The 19,263-nt window shown below is 69.9% G+C and carries 16 protein-coding genes and 2 pseudogenes; 11 read left to right on the forward strand and 7 right to left on the reverse strand.

Going from position 1 to position 19,263, the window contains the following annotated elements:
- Positions 1-252 precede the first annotated feature (252 nt).
- The 5 genes from AOK24_RS18100 (at position 253) to AOK24_RS18120 (ending at position 7,363) form a co-directional block, all read left to right on the forward strand.
- Positions 253-1,857 (forward strand): phenylalanine aminomutase (D-beta-phenylalanine forming), encoded by a 1,605-nt coding sequence (locus AOK24_RS18100; protein WP_055721117.1) that lies wholly within the window; start codon positions 253-255, stop codon positions 1,855-1,857.
- A complete protein-coding gene (locus AOK24_RS18105; protein WP_055721118.1) occupies positions 1,854-3,791 on the forward strand; it encodes an acetoacetate--CoA ligase in 1,938 nt (645 codons plus the stop codon). Before AOK24_RS18100 ends, AOK24_RS18105 begins: the two co-directional genes overlap by 4 nt.
- Positions 3,792-3,940: 149 nt before the next feature.
- Positions 3,941-4,756 carry a class I SAM-dependent methyltransferase gene (locus AOK24_RS18110; protein WP_055721119.1) on the forward strand — a complete coding sequence of 272 codons (816 nt, stop codon included), beginning with the start codon at positions 3,941-3,943 and terminating at the stop codon, positions 4,754-4,756.
- Positions 4,753-6,054, forward strand: a complete 1,302-nt coding sequence (locus AOK24_RS18115; protein ID WP_055721120.1) for a salicylate synthase — start codon at positions 4,753-4,755, stop codon at positions 6,052-6,054. The genes AOK24_RS18110 and AOK24_RS18115 overlap by 4 nt, the downstream gene beginning before the upstream one ends.
- Before the next feature lie 79 nt (positions 6,055-6,133).
- Complete coding sequence (locus AOK24_RS18120; RefSeq protein WP_079056865.1) at positions 6,134-7,363, forward strand: DUF418 domain-containing protein; 1,230 nt, start codon at positions 6,134-6,136, stop codon at positions 7,361-7,363.
- A gap of 24 nt (positions 7,364-7,387) precedes the next feature.
- On the opposite strand, the gene AOK24_RS18125 is transcribed toward AOK24_RS18120, so the two are convergent.
- Complete coding sequence (locus tag AOK24_RS18125; RefSeq protein WP_055721122.1) at positions 7,388-8,149, reverse strand: SDR family oxidoreductase; 762 nt, start codon at positions 8,147-8,149, stop codon at positions 7,388-7,390.
- Between the two features lie 134 nt (positions 8,150-8,283).
- Between AOK24_RS18125 and AOK24_RS18130 the strand changes: the two genes are divergently transcribed.
- Together AOK24_RS18130 and AOK24_RS18135 are read left to right on the forward strand one after the other, a co-directional pair.
- Positions 8,284-9,135, forward strand: coding sequence for a helix-turn-helix transcriptional regulator (locus AOK24_RS18130; RefSeq protein ID WP_055721123.1), 852 nt, complete (start codon positions 8,284-8,286; stop codon positions 9,133-9,135).
- 86 nt (positions 9,136-9,221) lie between these two features.
- Complete coding sequence (locus tag AOK24_RS18135; protein WP_165854433.1) at positions 9,222-9,929, forward strand: hypothetical protein; 708 nt, start codon at positions 9,222-9,224, stop codon at positions 9,927-9,929.
- Between the two features lie 78 nt (positions 9,930-10,007).
- On the opposite strand, the gene AOK24_RS18140 is transcribed toward AOK24_RS18135, so the two are convergent.
- Positions 10,008-11,453: a DUF1996 domain-containing protein gene (locus AOK24_RS18140; RefSeq protein WP_055721124.1), complete on the reverse strand. Its 1,446-nt coding sequence runs from the start codon at positions 11,451-11,453 to the stop codon at positions 10,008-10,010.
- 138 nt (positions 11,454-11,591) lie between these two features.
- On the opposite strand from AOK24_RS18140, the pseudogene AOK24_RS52735 reads away from it, so the two are divergent.
- A pseudogene (locus tag AOK24_RS52735) lies at positions 11,592-11,716 on the forward strand (transcriptional regulator); the annotation flags it as partial.
- Positions 11,707-11,865 (forward strand): annotated as a pseudogene (locus tag AOK24_RS50780) (cation transporter); the annotation flags it as partial. The pseudogenes AOK24_RS52735 and AOK24_RS50780, both read left to right, overlap by 10 nt.
- Here the strand turns inward: AOK24_RS50780 and AOK24_RS18145 are convergent.
- From AOK24_RS18145 to AOK24_RS18155, 3 genes are read right to left on the reverse strand one after another with little or no spacing between them, the layout of a single operon-like run.
- Positions 11,814-12,143, reverse strand: a complete 330-nt coding sequence (locus AOK24_RS18145; RefSeq protein WP_055721125.1) for a hypothetical protein — start codon at positions 12,141-12,143, stop codon at positions 11,814-11,816. The pseudogene AOK24_RS50780 and the gene AOK24_RS18145 overlap by 52 nt on opposite strands.
- A 19-nt stretch (positions 12,144-12,162) precedes the next feature.
- Positions 12,163-13,194, reverse strand: a complete 1,032-nt coding sequence (locus AOK24_RS18150) for a ketopantoate reductase family protein (protein ID WP_055721126.1) — start codon at positions 13,192-13,194, stop codon at positions 12,163-12,165.
- A 59-nt stretch (positions 13,195-13,253) separates the two neighbouring features.
- Positions 13,254-13,523 carry a hypothetical protein gene (locus tag AOK24_RS18155; RefSeq protein ID WP_055721127.1) on the reverse strand — a complete coding sequence of 90 codons (270 nt, stop codon included), beginning with the start codon at positions 13,521-13,523 and terminating at the stop codon, positions 13,254-13,256.
- Positions 13,524-13,628: 105 nt separating this feature from the next.
- Here AOK24_RS18155 and AOK24_RS18160 point away from each other — a divergent pair, with 105 nt between their 5' ends.
- The gene (locus tag AOK24_RS18160) at positions 13,629-14,222 is read left to right on the forward strand and encodes a TetR/AcrR family transcriptional regulator (protein WP_055721128.1); all 594 of its coding nucleotides are present in this window, start codon (positions 13,629-13,631) and stop codon (positions 14,220-14,222) included.
- A 165-nt stretch (positions 14,223-14,387) separates the two neighbouring features.
- Here the strand turns inward: AOK24_RS18160 and AOK24_RS18165 are convergent, their stop codons facing one another.
- A complete protein-coding gene (locus AOK24_RS18165; RefSeq protein ID WP_107103987.1) occupies positions 14,388-15,593 on the reverse strand; it encodes an IS110 family RNA-guided transposase in 1,206 nt (401 codons plus the stop codon).
- A 282-nt stretch (positions 15,594-15,875) separates the two neighbouring features.
- Here AOK24_RS18165 and AOK24_RS18170 point away from each other — a divergent pair, with 282 nt between their 5' ends.
- Positions 15,876-17,168 (forward strand): IS256 family transposase, encoded by a 1,293-nt coding sequence (locus tag AOK24_RS18170; protein ID WP_055721130.1) that lies wholly within the window; start codon positions 15,876-15,878, stop codon positions 17,166-17,168.
- 67 nt (positions 17,169-17,235) lie between these two features.
- Here the strand turns inward: AOK24_RS18170 and AOK24_RS18175 are convergent, their stop codons facing one another.
- On the reverse strand, positions 17,236-18,744 hold the full coding sequence (locus AOK24_RS18175) for an ISL3 family transposase (protein ID WP_055721133.1): 1,509 nt from the start codon (positions 18,742-18,744) through the stop codon (positions 17,236-17,238).
- Between the last annotated feature and the right edge of the window lie 519 nt (positions 18,745-19,263).

Raw genomic sequence — 19,263 nt, forward strand, 5'->3', positions numbered from 1 at the left:
CGGCGGGCCCGCCGCCGATGACCACGACGTCGATGTCATTGAATAAACCGGAGGGCGTGGTTGTCCCCATGCTGCTACTTCCTTCGCGGTGAGGCGTATATCAGCGTGCAGGGGATTGCGGCACGAGGCAATACCCGAACTCAAGATTTTTCTTGCTCACGTAAAGTGCAAGCTTTGGCCATCTGGAGAGAACGAGCCCGGGCCTTTACCGTCGGAAGACAAATAGGGAAAGCTTCGGAGAGAAGAGTTCGAATGTTCGAACTGGACGGACGTCGTGTGACGCTCGCGCAACTGACGGAAGTGGCGCAAGGGAAAACCGAAGTGACGATTTCCGCTGCGGCGCGGGAAAGGGTCGGCCTGTCCCGACGGACACTGGAGCGCTTCGTCGAAGAAGGCAGGGTGATCTACGGGGTGAACACCGGCGTGGGCGGGTTCGTCGACTGGCTGGTCCCCACCCGGCTCGCGGGACCGCTCCAGGAGAACCTGATCAACGCGGTGGCGACGAACGTGGGGGAGCACCTCGACGACAGCACCGTCCGCGCGATCATGCTGGCCCGGATCGTGTCGCTGGCCCGGGGGAACTCGGCGATCTCCGTCCGGAACCTGGACACGCTCGTCGCGATGTTCAACGCCGGGATCGTCCCCTGCGTCCCGGCCAAGGGGTCGCTGGGAACCAGCGGCGACCTGGGACCGCTGGCCGCGGTGGCCCTGGTGGGTGTCGGCCAGTGGAGGGCGCGGCTCGGCGGGCGCGTCCTGCCGGGCGCGCGGGCACTGGAGGAAGCGGGCATCACCCCCATGGAACTGGGGTTCAAGGAGGGCCTGGCGCTGGTCAACGGCACCTCGGGCATGGTCGGCCTCGGTGCCCTGGCCGTGCGCGGCGCCACGCACCTGCTCGACGCCCACCTGCTCGTCTCCGCCCTGTCGGTGGAGGGCCTCGCGGGCCTGACCAAGCCCTTCGACCCCCGCGTGCACCGCCTCAAGCCGCACCGCGGCCAGTACGAGATCGCGGCCTGCCTGTGGGACACCCTGCTGGACTCCGGCCTCGCGGTACGCGAGGAGGCCCGGCAGGCCGAGCTGTCCGGGCAGGTCGGGGCCGGACCGCACACCGGCACGCACCCGGTGGAGGACGCCTACTCGATCCGGTGCACACCCCAGGTGCTCGGCCCGGTCCTGGACGCGCTCCGCACCGTCGCCGGGGTCGTGGAGAACGAGCTGAACTCCTCCAACGACAACCCGCTCGTCGTGCCGGAGGAGGACGAGTGCTTCCACAGCGGCCATTTCCACGGACAGTACGTGGCCATGGCCATGGACCAGCTCGCCATCGCCCTGACCACGATGACGAACCTGTCCAACCGGCGCGTCGACCGGTTCCTCGACGCCTCCCACAGCAACGGCCTGCCGCCCTTCCTGTGCGGCGCCGACCCCGGAGTCCGGCTCGGCCTGATGGGAGGACAGTTCATGACCGCCTCGCTGACCGCCGAGAACCGCGCGCTGACCGTACCGGTCTCGGTCCACTCCCTCAGCAGCACCGCCGACTTCCAGGACGTGGTCTCCCTGGGCTTCGTCGCCGCCCGCCGCGCGAACGAGATCCTGGACAACGCCCGCTACGTCATCGCCTTCGAGCTGCTGTGCGCCTGCCAGGCCGTGGACCTCCGCGGAGCCGGCGGGCTCTCGACCGCCACCCGCCGACTGTACGAGCGCACGCGCGCCGCCGTGCCGTTCCTGGACCACGACGTGACCCTCACCGACCACCTGGAGACGATCGCCCGGACGATCCTGACCCCGGGCCCGGAACGCTCCGAGGAGTGGACCGGAGTCCTGCGGCCCGACGCCGCCCACGAGGAGACAGCGCGGTGAACGAGGGCACACCGCTGTGGGAACCGTCCGAGGAAGCCGTCCGCACGGCCCGGATCAGCGACTTCATGAGATGGCTGCCCGCCCGGCCCACGACCTACGACGAGCTGTGGCAGTGGTCCGTCAGCGACATCGACGGGTTCTGGGAGGCCGTGTGGCGGTACTTCCACGTCGTCGGCGACCGCGGCGACGGACCCGTGCGGCAGGGCGGACCCCTGCCGGCCGACGGGCTGCGGTGGTTTTCCGGTGCCCGGGTGAACTACGCCGAGAACCTGCTGCGCCACAGCGCACACCGACCGGCCGGCACCGCCGTCCTGTACCGGGGCGACGACGGGTCGGCGTACACCCTCACCTGGGGCGACCTCGCGCACCAGGTGGCGTACGCCCGGGCCGGCCTCCTCGCCCTGGGCGTGGGGCCGGGCGACCGGGTGGCCGGGTACGTCCCGAACCGGCCCGAAGCGCTGGTGCTCCTGCTGGCGGCGGCCTCGCTCGGGGCCGTCTGGGCCTGCTGCCCGCCGGACTTCACCGCTCCCGCTGTCATCGACCGGTTCCGGCCGATCGGCCCCAAAGTACTGATCGCCGTCGACGGACATACCCGCGCAGGGCGCACCGTCGACCGGCGGGACGCGGTCGCGGAGATCCAAGAGGCGCTGCCGACGCTGACGGCCACGGTGACGATCCCGGTGCTGGGCGAGGCCACCCGCCAGCCCTACGAGGAATTCCTCACGCCGGGCGAACTCGCCTTCGACCGGGTGCCGTTCGACCACCCGCTGTGGATCCTCCACTCGTCCGGAACGACCGGTCCCCCCAAGCCGATCGTGCACGGGCACGGCGGAATGATCCTCGAACACGCCAAGTCCCTCGCCCTCCACCAGGACATCGGCCCCGGCGACACCGTGTTCTGGTGCACCACCACCGGCTGGGCGATCTGGAACTACCAGGTGAGCGCCCTCATGCTCGGCGCCACGGTCGTCCTGTCCGACGCGGCCCCCACCGGCGACACACCCTGGGCCCTGGCCTCCGCGACCGGCACCACCCACCTGGGCCTCGGCGCCCGCCTCCTCATGGCCTCCCGCACCGCGGGCCTCGCACCCGGCACGTCGTACGACCTCTCGGCCCTGCGCTTCATCGGCTCCACCGGGGCCCCGCTGCCACCCGAGGGATTCCGGTGGGTCTACCAGCAGGTGAAACAGGACGTCCTGCTGGGCTCACTGTCCGGCGGTACGGACGTCTGCACCTGCTTCGTCGGACCCTGCCCGCTGCTGCCGGTCCGCGCGGGGATCATGCAGTGCCGCACGCTCGGCGCGAAGACCGAGGTGTACGCCCCCGACGGCCGCCCCCTCCTCGAGCGGGCCGGCGAGCTGGTCGTCACCGAGCCGATGCCCTGCATGCCCCTCGGATTCTGGAACGACGACGGAACCCGCCACCACGACGCCTACTTCGCCCACTTCCCGGGCGCCTGGCGGCACGGCGACTGGGCGAAGATCCTCCCGGACGGCGGCTGCGTGATCTACGGCCGCTCCGACTCCACCCTGAACCGCGGCGGCGACCGCATGGGCACCGACCCCCTCTACCGGATCGTCGAGGCCTTCCCCGAGGTCGCCGACAGCCTCGTCGTCGACACCGGCCACCCCCAAGCCGACGGGACGCTGATCCTGTACCTGCACCTGACGCCCGGCCGGCAGCTCACCGCCGACCTGGCGAACCGGCTGCGCACCGCCATCGGCGCCGGCCTGTCGCCCCACCACGTCCCCGACGAGATCGTCCCGGTCCCCGGCATCCCGAGAACGCTGACCGGCAAGAAACTCGAAGTCCCCGTCCGCAGGATCCTCCAGGGCACGGACCCGGCACAAGCCGCCCACCGCACCTCCCTCGCCGCCCCCGAACTGCTCGACCACTTCGCCCGGCTGAGCCACCACCGGCACCGACCGCAGTGACCGCCCCGTGCGCACCACGGCGCACGCTGGGGACGCGCACGCCGGGGCGCGCCTCTCCGCCCGACAACCTCAAAGCGCCCTGCTCAAGAGCCCGTTCACGCCGCCACCGTGGAGGCACGACCGTCTCCTCGCGCACCCGGAGGCACCGCGTGTCCCACTACCTCTTCGACAGCGCCGCCGACCACGCCGTCGGCCGCTTCACCGCCCTGGAAGCGCGCTACGACCCCGTATCGCGCACCACCCTGGAACAGACCGGACTCACCACCGGATGGCGCTGCCTGGAGATCGGCGGCGGCAGCGCCTCCCTGGGCGACTGGCTGGGCGAGCGGGTGGGGCCGCGGGGCGAGGTGACGGTCACCGAGCTCGAACCCCGCTGGGCCGCCTCACGCGAGCGCCCGGACCACGTACGCCTGCTGCGGCACGACATCGTCCGCGACCCGCTGCCGGGCAAGGACTACGACCTCGTCCACGCCCGGCTGGTCCTCCTGCACCTGCCCGAGCGGATCGAGGTGCTGCGGCGGCTCGTCACGGCGCTGCGGCCGGGCGGATGGCTGGTGCTGGAGGAGTTCGACTGCGGCTGGACACCGGTGCTGTCCGCGCCCGACGAAGCGTCGGCAGCCCTGTTCCACCGCGTCCACACGGCACTGCTGGACCTGCTGGAGGAAGCCGGAGCCGACCCGCTGTGGGGGCGGCGCGTCCTGGGCGCCATGGCGGCGGCCGGGCTGGACCGGCTCGGCGCCGGCACGTACGCCGAGGCATGGCAGGGCGGAAGCACCGGGATCTCCCTGCACCACCACAACACCGAACAGGTCGCCGGCCGGCTGGCCGCCCGCGGCGTGAGCGACGGCGAACTGGACGGGTTCCGGGCACTTCTGCGGCGCCCCGACTTCATCGTCAACTCCTACCCCCTGATCAGCGCGAGGGGCCGGCGCCCCCTGGAGAACGGCAAGGACGGCACGCCATGACCCCCACCGCCTACCTCGAAGCGCGCCTGCCGCTCCAGGAGGACCCCCTGCTGCTGATGGCCCGGCTGGTCCGCAGCGGCCTCTTCGACCCGTACATGGTCTACGAGAGCGGCACAGGCTGGTCCCTGGCCGGCGGCATCCTGACCTCGGTCCGGCTCAGCGGCCGGGAAGCGAAGGACCTGAGCACGATCGCGGCCCAGCTCGCCGCGGTTCCGGTGGCGGACTGGCGGGCGTACGGCTGGGCGGCCTTCGAACTCGGAGCGGCGCTCACCGGTGGGGACCTCGCCGACACCGGCACCCTGCTGTACCTGGTCGTGCCCCGGGACGAAGTGCGCGTCGACGCGACCGGCGTCGTCGTACGCAGCCTCGACCCCGAGCGGCTCCAGGCGCTCACCTGCCGGGTCCGCGAAGGGGACGCCGAGCCCCCGCCGGAGCCGGCCGACCGGATCACGCTGCCCCTTCAGGACACCGGCAACTACCGGGCGGCGGTCGCCGCGGCCCTGCTGGAACTGCGCGGGCCGGGCCCGCTGGAGAAGGTGATCCTGTCCCGGCGGCTGCCGGTGCCCACGGAGGTCGACCTGGTCGCCAGCTACGTCGTGGGACGGCGGGCCAACACTCCGGCACGCTCCTTCCTGCTCGACCTCGGGGGCATCCAGGCAGCCGGGTTCAGCCCCGAGACGGTGGCCGAGGTCACCGCCGACGGCCAGGTCACCACACGCCCCCTGGCGGGAACCCGGGCCCGGACCGGCACGCCCGCGGCCGACGCCCGGCTGCGCGCCGAACTCCTCGGCGACCCCAAGGAGATCCACGAGCACGCCATCTCCGTCAAACTGGCGCTGGAGGACCTCAGCGCGGTGAGCGACGCCCCCGTCGTCGGCGAATACATGACCGTCCTCGACCGCGGCACCGTCCAGCACCTGGCCTCCACCGTCACCGGCCGCCTCCGGCCCGGACAGGGCCCCTGGGACGTGTTCGCCGCCCTGTTCCCCGCCGTCACCGCCACCGGCATCCCGAAAACCCCGGCCTACCCCCTCATCCGCGCCCTCGAAGGAGGCCCCCGTGGCCTCTACGCGGGCGCCGTCCTGACCTGCGACGCCGATGGCACCCTCGACGCCGCGCTCGTGCTGCGCACCGTCTTCCGGCGCGACGGACAGTGCTGGCTCCAAGCCGGAGCCGGCATCGTGAGACAGTCCCGGCCCGAACGCGAACACGAGGAAACCTGCGAGAAGCTGCGCAGCGTCGCCTCCTGCCTCGTGCCCGCCGCCGCAGGTCCCGCCCGGCGTACGCCTGAGGTCTGATCCCCTCACTCGACAGGGCTAGGGCGGTGTCGACCCACGGGGGGACGACTGGCGGTACGGCCGTCCCTACCGTTCTGGAATGCCAGAAAAAGGGACAACTCCACCGCCCGCGCCGCCGACTGAACTCCCCGCGCGCAACGGGCCGAACGTGCCACGGATCGACGAGGTCGACGCCCTGCGGGGGTTCGCGTTACTGGGGATCCTCATGGCCAACGTCATGGTCGTGAGCACCCTCGTGGCGATCCGCATCGACGGCGACGGCCTGTTCGTCCCGTTCACCGGGCCGGTCGACTCGGCGGTCTGGACGGTCGTGACCGGCCTCTTCCTGGGCAAGTTCTTCCTGCTCTTCTCCTTCCTGTTCGGCTACTCGTTCACGCTGCAACTCGAAGCCGTCCGACGCGCCGGGGTGCCGGCGCTGCCCTGCCTGTTACGGCGCTGCGCCGCACTCCTCGCCCTCGGGGCGATCCACGTGACGCTGCTGTGGATCGGCGACATCCTCACGCTGTACGCCCTGCTGTGCGTGGTCCTCGTCGTGCTGCGCAACGTCCGGCCGGCGATCGCCGTGGCCCTCGGCTGCGGCATCCTCGCCGCCCTGTCCGCCGACAGCCTGTGGACGCTCGACCTGTTCCCCAAGGGCGGCACCGACCTCGGCTGGTTCTTCGAGGAGACCAGCGACGTCGGTTTCCTGGGCGGCTTCCACGACACCCTCCACACCCAGCTCACCGTCGGACCCGCCTTCGCCCCCGAGGTCATCTGGCCCGGCCAGGGCCCTCAGGCGCTCGCCCTGTTCCTGTTCGGCTTCGCCGCCGGCAAGCGACGCCTCCTGACCGACACGGACGCGCTGCGCCCCTGGCTCGGCCGGGTCCAGTGGACCGGCCTGCTCGTCGGCGGCCCGGTCGCCGCCTGGGCCGCGATCTCCGAACGGTACGACGCCGGCCTCCCCGACCTCGTCCAAGCGCTGGTCCCGGTCACCGACACCCTCGTCACCGCCTTCTACGTCGCCACCGTCGTCCGCCTCTGCCGGGGCCGGGCCGGCCGCCACCTGGTCGCCGCCCTCGCCCCGGCCGGACGCATGGCCGCCACCAACTACATCGCGCAGTCGGTCGTGTTCATGGTCCTGTACACCGGCTACGGCTTCGCGCTCGCCGACGACCTGCCGGCCCTGGGCATCGTGGCCCTGGCCCTGCTCACCTACGCCGCCCAACTCGCCGCCAGCGCCTGGTGGTTGCGCCGCCACCCCCAGGGCCCCGTCGAATGGGCGCTGCGGGCGGCCACGTACGCCCGACGCCCCCGATGGCGCTTGCCGTAGCGCCGGGGACGCGCGAGGAGGCCGTCAGGGGCGGCGGCCGGGGAGCATGGCCAGGGCCCGGGAGCGCTGGGCGACGAGGCCGGCGTAGGTGCCGTCGCGTTCGGCCCAGCGGTGCATGAGGACGCCCTGCACGAGGATCTCGTGCGGGGTGGGCTCCTGCGCGAGCAGGTGCATGACCTCGGTGGCGAAGTCGTCGAGCGGCAGCGCGTGCGGGTTCACCTTCTCCTGGCCCGCCGTGGCGACCGCCGGGGGCACGAGCTCGACGACGCCGACACCGGTGCCGTCGAGCTGCGCGCGCAGCGCCTCGGAGTAGGCGTGCACCCCGGCCTTCGAGGCGGCGTAGCTGGGCATGGGCGGGAACGGCAGGAAGGCGATGCCGGAGGTGACGGTGACGAAGGTGCCTTCACCCCGCCGGACCAGGTGCGGGGTGAAGGCGTCGACGACCCGGACGGTGCCCAGCAGGTTGGTGCCGATCGTCGTCGCCGTCGCCTCGAAGTGCGCGGGGTCGCGCAGGTCCTCCAGGAGCATGACTCCCGACATGGTCACCACGGTGTCCAGTGCGGGGTACCGGGCGAGCACGGCGTCACGGGCGGAGGCGACGGAGGTGCCGTCGGTGACGTCGATGCCGACGGTGCCGAAGCCTTCTGCGGCGAGCTCCGCGAGCGCCTGGGGGTTGCGTCCGCCGACGGCCACGCTGCTGCCCGCCGCGGCGAACCGCCGGGCCAGTTCGCGCCCGATGCCCGAGGTGCCGCCGACGACGAGAACGGTGCGGTGGGAGAGATCCACGAGATCTGCCTTTCAGTTTCCCGACAGTGCTGTCGCAGTCTCGGCGGCATCGACCCGGGCGCGGCAGGGCCCCGCTCTTCCCTGGTCCTGCCAGGGCCCCCGCTGGGACACGCGCACCGCATTACGGTGTCGGCATGAAGGATGAGGAATCCGGCAACCGCCTCGGCAGCTACCTGCGCGCTCGGCGTGAGCTGGTCTCCCCGGCTCAGGCAGGACTCCCGCCCGGCGGCAACCGCCGCGTGCCCGGCCTGCGCCGCGAGGAAGTCGCCCTGCTCGCCGGCATCAGCCCCGACTACTACCTGCGCCTGGAACGGGGCCGCGACAAGAACCCCTCACCGCAGGTCCTCGCCTCCCTCGCGCGCGTCCTGCACCTCGACGACGTCGAACGGACGTACCTGCTCGGCCTCGCGGCGGCACGCCCCAGGGCGCCGCGCCGCAAACGGCCCGAACACGTACCGGCGCGGGTGCACGAACTGCTCGCGCACCTCCAGATCCCCGCGTTCGTCGAGGGCCGCGCGTTCGACGTCCTGGCCTCCAACCCCCCGGCCGTCGCACTCTCCCCCCGCCTGCGGCCCGGCCACAACCGGCTGCGCTCCCTCCTCCTCGACCCCGAGGAACGGGCCTTCCACCAGGACTGGACGCGAGCCACCGCCGATGTCGTCGCCGCCCTGCGCACCAGCATCGGGGACGACACCGACAACCCCCGGTTCGTCGAACTCGTCGGAGAACTCGCGCTGTCCAGCAAGCGGTTCCGCACCCTGTGGGCCCGCCACGACGTCAGGAGCCTCGACGGAGGCACGACCACGGTCCACCACCCCGTCGTCGGCGAACTCCGCCTCCACCGCGACAAACTCCCCGTCGACGACGTCATCCTCGTCGTCTACTACCCCGACAAGGACAGCGACAGCGACGAGAAACTGCGGCTCCTCGCCGCACTCGCACCCACCGGGGCCGACGCGGCCGGGGAACCGGCACCTACGGCTTGAAGTCGCCTGTACGGGGTGGCCGGTATTCAGCACCCTGTTCGGCAGACTGCTTGTCATGTCCGCGCCCCGGCGGGGGAGGGTTTCCGGTGGAGGAATGCACGTTCACACGCCGCGCGGCGCTGGCCGCCGCGGCCGGAGGGATCGCGGCGCTCGGCTCCGGGGCGCTCACCGGCACCGCCCAGGCGGCGCCCGCAGCGGCGGACCCGCCGACCGGGACGGTACGGGTGTTCTGGCTCAGGCCCTCCGACGTGGCGAATGACTCCCGCTACCCGAACGGCATCACCACCGTCATGCAGGAGGCACAGCGCTTCTACCGCCAGGAACTCGGCGTGACATTCCGGCTGAACAGCCCGGTGGTCGAAGCGGTCCAGGGCAACCACCCCCGCAGCTGGTACGAGAACACGCCGAACGGCGGCGACGCGTACTGGTGGGTCGTCTTCAACATGCAGCAGGAACTGATGGCCAGATTCGGCCTCGGCGCGCCGGACCAGCGCTGGCTGTGCGTCGGCGAGGCCGGCGCCGAGGAAGCGGGCGTCTCCGGCGGGGGAGGGGGCGGCGGCTGGGTCCTCCTCAGCGGCCACGACGCCGACGGCGCCGCCGGCGTCAACGGCCCGATGAACCGGTGGTACGGCGGCATGGTCCACGAACTGGGCCACGCCCTCGGCCTCCCCGACTCCACCTTCACCGACGGCACCCCGATGTCGGCCTCCTTCTACGACTACCCGAACTGCCACTTCAGCCAGCAGCAGAAGACCGGGATGCGCAACGGCCCCTACGGCCGCTTCCTGTCCTGAACCGGCCGGACCCGACGCAGGTCCGAGAACCGCTCGCGGGCGTGACGGAGGCCGCGGCCGTGGCCGCCCCGAGAACCCTCACTGGCACTTCTGGCCGGTGTTGATGCACTTCACCATCCGCCGCATCAGGCGCTCGTCGAAGACGTTGATGAAGTCGCCGTGATCCGTGATCGGCTTGTGCATCTGCTCCGGGAAGCCGTCCACGGCGTAGAACGGGCTGGACTTCCCGTTGTCGCGCAGGCTCGGCGGGGCCACGTCGTAGACCAGGCGCTGGACCAGCTGCGGGACGGCCTTGAAGCCGGTCGGGCAGGCACCGGTGCGGGGGTCGGCGAACGCGACGTGCGTGCGGTGGTTGGCGCTGTCGACGCTCCGCCCGTCCCAGCAGCTCTGGAACCGGGACGTGCGGACCAGGCTGCTGCCACGGGGGCACACCGGGTACTTGTCCGTCAGCTGCCGGTTCTCGAAGCCCGTGCAGCTCCAGGAGGCGTTGGCGTTGGCCGTGCCGTTGGTGAACGCCTTGGCGTCCCCGGTGATGATCCGCAGGAACTTCGGCATCGCCACGACCTTGCCGCGCGGGCTGCCGACGAAGTCCAGCGTGACCTTCGACGCGGTCAGAATCCGCCCGGTGTTGCCTTCGGCGCCGCCGCCGAGCCGCTGGGCGTCGAACTCCCGCGTACCGTCCTGCACACGCAGCACCGGCCAGTAGTACGTCGACTTGTCGCCCTGATTGCGGCAACTGGTCGCGGCGGCGGCGAACTCCTCGTCGGTGGTGAACGCGTCGTTGTCCTGGTTGCCGACGTAGTCGTGCGTGTGATGCGCGCCGTTGGTCACACCCGGGGCGACGATGATGTTGTCGGAGTTGTACAGCTTGTTCTTGTTGACGCCGCAACGGGTCGTGAAGACCCCCTGGGAAGCGCCACGCAGTCGCGGCGGGTTCTTCACGTTCGGCCGGACGCTGGTGATGTCCACGAAGTCGGCCGCCACAGGGCCGTTGCCGCGTTGCCCGCCACCGCCGCCCTCACCCTGACCGGACCCGTTGCCGACGGCCCGCAGCGTGCAGGCGGCGAGGGACTCCAGGCCCTGGGGCCGGGCACCTGACCTGCCGATGGCTATTGCGATCCGGTCGATCGTCGCCAGCCGCTTGTCCTTCAGCGGTCCCATGATCGCGTTGCCGGCGAAGCCGCTGTCCTGCTGAATCGCCCTCGCCGAACCCCGCAGCCGCTGGTACGCCTCGGACACCTGCTTGTCGAGCAGCGCGAGTTCCCTGTCCACCTGCGCCCTGGCCCGGTCGGGGACCGAGGTCAGCCTCGCCCCGACGTCCGGACAGCTGATCGTACTGGCGGCTCCGGCGGCCAGGACCTGGGGCGCCGGCCCGGAGGCACGGTTCGCCGCGTCATCGCCGCTCTCGTGGGCGGAGGCGTACACGTTGAACGCGACCAGCCCTCCCGCCGCCACCACCAGACCTGCCGCGGCGGCGACAGCCTGCCGTGTCCTTCTCGATTGCTTGTGTGTGTTGCGTCGCATGGAACTGGCGAGTTCTCGGGAGGTCGCCGATCCTGAGGCGGACCCTCGACGGAGTCCTCGCAGCTCAGTGGCTATGGACAAGCACCGTAGTGATCGCAACGCATGTGGTGCAAGGCGGTTCGGCATTCTTCACCCTGGCGGCACACCCGCTACGAGGTGGCAGACGAGCGCCTCGGCCATGCGCTCGATGACCTTCGAACCGCTGTGGTAGCGGTGGAGACCGACCGCACCTGGCCGGACAGCGACGAAAGGGCTGCTGCTGACCACCACCGCAGAGATATCCCTGTCACTCGGCCCCGGACCCGCTCGACGTGACGCGCTCGCCCGTCGGATACGGCTGCTGGTCGATGCGACCATCACCTACAACGTCACCGAGGCGATCGTTGTCATCAGCATCGGCACGATCGCGTCCCTCCAGCCCGCGACGACGGTGAGGCCCTGCTCGATCTCGCGCTGGAGGTCGCGGTCGCTCAGGTAGCGGGCGACGAGGTCTTCTACGGTCGGAGCATGGCCTGGGAGGCGGTGCGGGTGAAGCGCGTCGACAGCCTGGCCTTGCTTGGCCAGCAGCTTGGGGGCGACTTCATTCGCCAGCTCGGCGCGTGGCGCAACCGGGGCAGGCGCCGGGCGAGCCCGCTCACGGCCGCTGGAGCCCGGGCGGATTCCGGACTCCGCCCGGCACTCTTCCGGCACGCGGGCCCTCGAGCAGGTGTCACCGTGCCTGGTCGTCAGGGGCTACCTCAAGCCGGGCCAGCAGCTCCTCGAGTGCTGGCATGGCATGGCCGGTGCGGCGGCCTTCGGCCAAGCAGTCGTGCAGGATTCCGATGTCCTGGGCGCGGACCTTGCCGCCATGGTGGAATCGATTGAACGCCTGGTAGTCCAGCGGCAGCATGTCCTGTTCGATGTGCTGGTGCGTCTGGGCGGTCTCGCGCGGGCCCATGGCCTTGGCCATCTGCTGCCCCGTCTCGCCGTGGCGCGGGAGAGTCATGATCTCGGACTGAGCGCTGCAGGCCAGATTCCACAGCTCCTCGTCCTGCGTCAGGGTCGCGAAGTCGGGCCAGCCGGCGAGCTCGCTGGCCGCGTACACAGGCGCGGCGGCGTTCAAGAAGACGTCGTCGACGGCACGGGGAATCTGCGCACACTGCGATTGACCGCTGCGCTCGTACAGCGAGGTGAACCGCTCGGCGGCAGCCGCATTGCCAGTCTCGATGCGGAAGCCGATCCGGTTCGCCGGATGCCGGTAGCAAACGCTCGCCTGCGCCAGTGTCGCCGGGTCCGTCGGCGGATGCACGGGCAGGTCGGCCGCGGCCTGGTGGCTGAGCATGCCCAGGAACCCGTGGGTGAGCCGGTCCTCCTCGATGCCCAGGGCCTGGAGGTGGTGCTCGCGGACACCGAGGCCGAAGCCGCACATGATGACGTGTGCGTCGCAGGCCCGGACCACCTTGCCCAGGCCGCGCAGCAACTCGGTTCCCTCCTGCGTCCGGCTGGTGTGGCCGTCCAGCGTGATGATGACGAACTCGAAGCCCGTACCCGCCAGTTCCATCACGTCATCGGCGACGCGGTAGTTGCCGAAGGTCTTCAGTTCGGTGTCGTCGTAGCAGTACAGCTCCTGCGTGGAGCCGAGCGCCCCCTTGCGGCCCGGCCGTACCAGGAAGGTGATGTCGGCTCCCGCCAGCCCGAGGTGGTAGCCGACGGGCAGCCCCGTGGCTCCAGCGCCGACGATGAGGACGGATGAGGTGGTCATGCGAATGCCTCCGGTTGAACAGTGGTTGGTCGGTCTGGTTGATGCGGGAGTGCTCGGGGTCAGCCGAGCTCGGCCAGGCATCGGGGCGGCCAGGACGGCGTGCTCCTCGATCCACCGCGGTCACTGCGTTGCGGGGGCAGGGACGTGATGACGGCGCCGAGGTCGAACACGGCATGGTCAGCCGTCTCCGGGACGAAGTGGCCGAGGTCGCCGCTGCGGAGCGCGTCACGGCTGTAGATCACGGCCTTACTGATCTCGGCCCAGTCCCGGCCCACGCCGCCGTAGTGCCGGCGCGGAACGTCCAGCTTGTGCGCACGCGTGTGAACCACGAGCGCTTCTCGGAAATGACGATCCACATATGAAACATTGTGTCAGAGTAGACGGAGGTGTTCAGGACTGCAATTGTGAGTCCTTCCTGCAGTAGCATCGGAGGCGTGACCCCAGCCGTGACCCGAACCACCACCCGAGACATCGCCCGCAGTGCCGTACGGGCCGAGCTGGCCCAGGTGGCCTTCGACCTGGTCCGCCGCGTGGGGTACGAGAACGTCACCGTCAACGACCTCGCCACCGCCGCCGGCGTCTCGCGCAGCACGTTCCTGCGCTACATCGGCAGCAAGGAGGAGGCCGTCCTCAGCGCCTTCGACGCCCACGGCGAACAAGTCGCCGAGGCGCTGCGCGCCCGCCCTGCCACCGAGGATGACTGGACCGCGCTACGGCGTGCCTTGGACACCTTGATGGAGCGCTATCGGCAGGACCCGCAGAGCGCGCTCGTGATCACGCGGCTGGTCCAGGACACCCCGGCGCTGTGCGCGCGCCACCTGGAGAAGCAGAAGGGCTGGCGGCCGACTCTCGCGAAGACCCTCGCTGAGCGCACCGGCGAGGCCGAGCCGACGACGCTGGCCCACGCCGCACGCGCCGCCGCGGCACTGGAATGCCTCGATGTCGCCCTTGACCACTGGACAGCCTCCGATGGCCGGCTGGATCTGCCCGGCCTCCTGGACGAAGCGTTCGCCGCTCTGGCCTTCTGACACTGCCCGCAGAACTCCTAACCCTCTACAACCACATCTCCGCGCGAACTGCGCGCTGGCGTAGTCCCTCACCTGATCGAAGCCGCGGAGCGGTGACCCAAGCCGCTCCGGGGGGGGTGCCCCTATCTCTTTCGTCAAGGGGCGGGTCGGTTGATTGGTGATGTTTCAGGCGGCTTGGGGGACGGCTTGAGGTTCGAAGAACGTGCCGTCGCGGAGCATGGCGAACAGGACGTCGACGCGGCGGCGGGCGAGGCACATCAGGGCCTGCTTGTGCCGTTTGCCCTCGGCCTTCTTCCGCTCGTAGTAGGCCCGGGAGGCCGGGTCGGAGAGCGAGGCGAACGCGGCGAGGAAGAACGCCCGTTTCAAGTGTTTGTTGCCTCTGCGGGACGGGCTTTCACCGCGGATCGAGGACCCGGATCTTCGGGTCACCGGGGCGAGTCCGGCATAGGCGGCCAGGTGCCCGGCGGTGGGGAAGGCTGTGGCGTCGCCGACGTCGATGAGGATCCTGGCTCCGGTCCTGACGCCTATCCCCGGCATCGACGTCAGGAGCTCGGAAAGAGGGTGCGACTTCAGCAACTCCTCGATGTCTGCGGCGAGTTGTTTGCGCTGGTCGAGCAGTGCGGCGAGGTTCTTGGCGAGCTTGGGCACGATCACCGCGGCCGCGTCGGTGCCCGTGACGACGACGGTCTGCTCGTCCAGCGCGGTGAAGATGTCCTCGACCAGCCGTTCGGCCATCCTGGGTGCCTTCGGCCGCAGCAGCGTGACCAGACGCCGTCGGCCGGCTTTGCGGATCGCCTTGGGCGAGCCGAACTGTTCGAGCAGGGTGAGCACGGCCGGGTGCTGGATGCGCGGACCCAGGACGCGTTCGAGGTGCGGGTGGATCTGGGTGAGCAGGCCGCGCAGCCGGTTGGCGACCCGGGTGACCTCGCCCGCGAGGTCGTCGTCGAACCCCACGATCATGTGGAGTTCGGCGATCGTCTCGTCGTCCAGCTCGATCGAGCGGAGCGTGTGAGGCATCGTCCTCGCGGCGTCGGCGATGATCGCGGCGTCGCGGGCGTCGGTCTTGCCCTCGCCGGGGTAGAGGTCCGCGATCCGCCGCATCGTCAGCCCCGGCAGATAGGCGACTTCGCAGCCCGCGTCCCGGGCAACGGCCAGCGGCAGGGCGCCGATCGAGGCGGCCTGGTCCACGACGACCAGGACCTTCCCGTACTTCGCCGTCAGCTTGTCGAGCATGGCCCGCATCTTCGGCTCGCTGTTGGGCAACGGCTTGTCGACCACTTTCTTGCCGTCCGGCGTGAGGCCGGTGGCATGGTGTTCGCCCTTGCCGACGTCCAGGCCGAGGAACACGGCCACGTCGCGGGTGTCGAGCACTTCACTCCTCCTGGGAGGGTTCGTTCTTCCCGGCCAAGGCACGGCGCCGACATCCGGCAACCACGTTACGAAGAGCGTTGCCGGCGGACCGGCGCTCCTGCCCCTATCAGCGATCTACCGGCGCCTCCCGACCCGGTGACACCACCCCCCGGGTCATGGTCGACAGGGGGCAAAAGTCATGCCGGGCCAGAAGGCCGGGAGCCTCATGATCGAGGCCGTCTAGAAGGTAACGGGGGGGCTGTAAAACGTTCGGTGTAACTCCTGATCATGGAAGATACATCGATGACCAGCGACAACGTGACCGAGGTCGAACCCGTTGAGCCGTCTGAGGCGGCGTCGGCGAAGTCTGTGGACGACCGGCTGATTGACGAGTTGGTGGGCCGGGCTCAGGCCGAGGGCCTTCAGCTGACCGGCGAGGGCGGGCTGCTCCAGCAGCTGACCAAGCGGCTGCTGGAGTCTGCTCTCGAGGGTGAGATCACCGATCACCTCGGCTATGACAAGCACGATCCGGCCGGGAAGAACGGGGGCAACTCACGCAACGGCACCCGGGCCAAGACCGTGCTGACCGACGTCGGCCCGGTCGAGATAGCCGTGCCCCGCGACCGGGAAGGCAGCTTCGAGCCGAGGATCGTCAAGAAGCGGCAGAAGCGTTTGTCCGGCGTGGACGAGATGGTCATCTCGCTCGCGGCGAAGGGCCTGACGACCGGTGAGGTCCAGGCCCACCTGGCCGAGGTCTATGGCGCCGACGTGTCCCGCCAGACGATCTCCACGATCACCGACAAGGTCCTCGAAGGCATGGCCGAATGGCAGAACCGGCCCCTCGACGCCGTCTATCCCGTGATCTTCGTCGACGCCATCCACGTGAAGATCCGCGACGGCGCGGTCGCCAACAGGCCCGTCTACGTGGCCCTGGCCGTCACTGCCGAGGGCCGGCGGGACATCCTCGGGCTGTGGGCAGGCGACGGTGGCGAGGGCGCCAAGCACTGGATGCACATCCTCACCGAGATCAAGAACCGTGGCGTGAACGACGTTCTTATGCTGGTCTGTGACGGACTCAAGGGCCTGCCCGACGCGGTCGAGGCCGTCTGGCCCCGTACCACCGTCCAGACCTGCGTGGTCCATCTGCTGCGGAACTCGTTCCGCTATGCCGCCCGCCAGGACTGGGACAAGATCGCCCGCGTCCTCAAGCCCGTCTACACCGCGGCGACCGAGGAGGCCGCACTCGAGCGGTTCTCCGAGTTCGCCGATGCCTGGGGCAAGAAGTATCCGGCGATCGTGCGGCTCTGGGAGAACGCCTGGGAAGAGTTCACCCCGTTCCTCCGCTTCGACACCGAGATCCGTCGTATCGTCTGCACCACCAACGCAATCGAGTCTGTCAACGCCAGGATCCGGCGGGCGGTCAAGGCCCGCGGCCACTTCCCGAACGAGCAGGCCGCCCTGAAGTGCGTCTACATGGCGATCATGTCGCTCGATCCCACCGGCCGAGGCCAGGCCCGCTGGACCCTGCGTTGGAAAACCGCGCTGAACGCCTTCGACATCACCTTCGACGGCCGACTCTCCGCAGCCCAGCAGTAACTCCAACAACCTGAGTTACACCGTTCGTTTGGCCCTGTCTCACTTTCGGTGGTGACGGAGCGTGCTGCTATCCGAGAAGAATGCGATGGCGGAGCAGGGTAAATCCTGCTCGTCCGTGCATCTGGCGCGCGATGCGCTTGGTCTTGGTGTTGACGCCCTCGGTGGGGCCGTTGCTGTACGGAAGGGTGAGGGCGGCGATCACGGCGTCGAGGTCTCGCTCCAGACCTCGGGTGAAGGCGTGCAGGTGGGGCAGGTCGACGCCGCGGACCTGGCTGATCCAGCGCGACAGCGCGTCAGCATTGTCGGCGTGAGGTGCAAGGAGCGGAGCGAAACCCCTGATACCTGCTGCCAGTTGGGTCATCTCGGGGCACGCCGCGGTGAGCTTGGCCAGGAGCTCGCATTGTTCGGCCTTGAGGTTGTCGGGCCTAGTCAGCAGCATCCGGGCGAGCCGGCGCGGGGAGATATGACTGCGCTCGGCGTCCGCACGGCCCTGGTTGATGTACTTGTGCAGGAGGTTCAGGCAGCCCGTGAACCCCTGGGCCTTGATCTCTTCGAAGAGATGGTTGACCGGGACGCCTGGGTCCTCGGCCCGACGTTGGCGCAGGTGCTCACGGAAGGGATCGACCAGACTGGCGCGGTACTTTGGGACACGGAGCATCCGCTCGGGCCGGTCAGCTCGGGCGTAACGTTTGACGGTGTTCAGGGCCAGCTGCAGGCGCCGGGCGCATTCGAGCAGACCCACGCCCTGGTCGAGCAGGCTATGGACTTGATGCCAGCGTTCCAGCGTCGTCCGGGCTCGAGGCCCGTCATAGATGGGGGCGTCCAGCACGGTAGCCCAGCAGGTGCTGTGCGCTTTGACCTCGCTCAAGACGGCTTCACACAGGTTGTGCCACAGATGCCACCGATCGCCGATCTGCGTCGCACGGGGCAGGGCCCGGCGGATGGCCTCGGCGTAGGTCGCGGAGCCGTCGCGGCACACGGCCTCGATGCCCGGATGTCCGCGAAGCCACGCCTCCAGGGAGTCGGCTGTGCGGTCGGGCAGCACTTCGATCCGCTCATGGGTATCGGCATCGATGATCACGGTGGCGTAGCGGTGGCGCCGGCGCAGAGCGAAGTCGTCGACGCCGATCACGCGGGGCGTCCGCCTTGCGGGTAGCGGGATGCGCAACAGGGTACGCAGAGCCGTGTGGCGTGAGATGCCCGCCGCGAGTATCGCCAGCAAACGTGCCCCGGCCCGGCCCGCTAACTCCTTGACCACGTCCTTGATTTGCCTGGTCAGACGGGTGGTGCGTCGCTGGTATCGGTCCAGGACCCCGGGCACCTGCTCGCGGAAGGTGTGTCGGCAGCCACGGGTAGGACACACCAGACGCCGCACCCGGACACGGACCACCACCCGCCGCCCGTCCATCGGTACGTCGGCCACGGTCCGCCAGTGATAGCCATGCACCCGCCCCGACGGCACCCCGCACACCGAACACGGCGCCATGTCCTGAGGCGTCCTCGCCCACACCGCGATCCGCTCACCCTCGTCGACCAAGTCGTCTATGACCAGCGGGAACAGGCCCGAAAACATCATCTGGACAAGCTCGTTGACATTCTTCACACGAATGCCAACGACGCGTCACGACACTCCGTCACCACCGAAAGTGAGACAGGGCCACTTCTCTGGTGGATCCAAGGTGTAGCCAGGTAAGGGGCTGTTCCGGGAAGAACTGAGGGTTTTCAGGGTGGCNNGCGCATTCGGTGCGGCGCCACATGCTCCTGCACTCCGGCCCGGCCGGCCAGGGCCTCGATCAGATCGCCGATCGCGTCCGGCGTGACCGGCGACCCCATCGGCGGGCGAAAGAGGTTGACCAGCAAGAAGTCGCTGCCGTCGGCGCCCAGCCGCTCATGCCGTTCAGCGGCGTACTGATCGAAAGCCTGCACGACCAGGAAGTCCACCGGCATCACCCAGGCTCGGCGCGACTTCGACCACGCCCCGTTGGAGTTCTGGCGCCGCACAATATGAAGGTGCGCGCCTTCCACGTCACAGCCCAGTGCGCGGGAGTCCATCAGCAAGTGGCAGTCCTCGCGGCGCAGCCCGGCCACTTGGCCC

This window comes from Streptomyces niveiscabiei, from assembly GCF_001419795.1.
In the GTDB taxonomy this organism is placed as follows: domain Bacteria; phylum Actinomycetota; class Actinomycetes; order Streptomycetales; family Streptomycetaceae; genus Streptomyces; species Streptomyces niveiscabiei.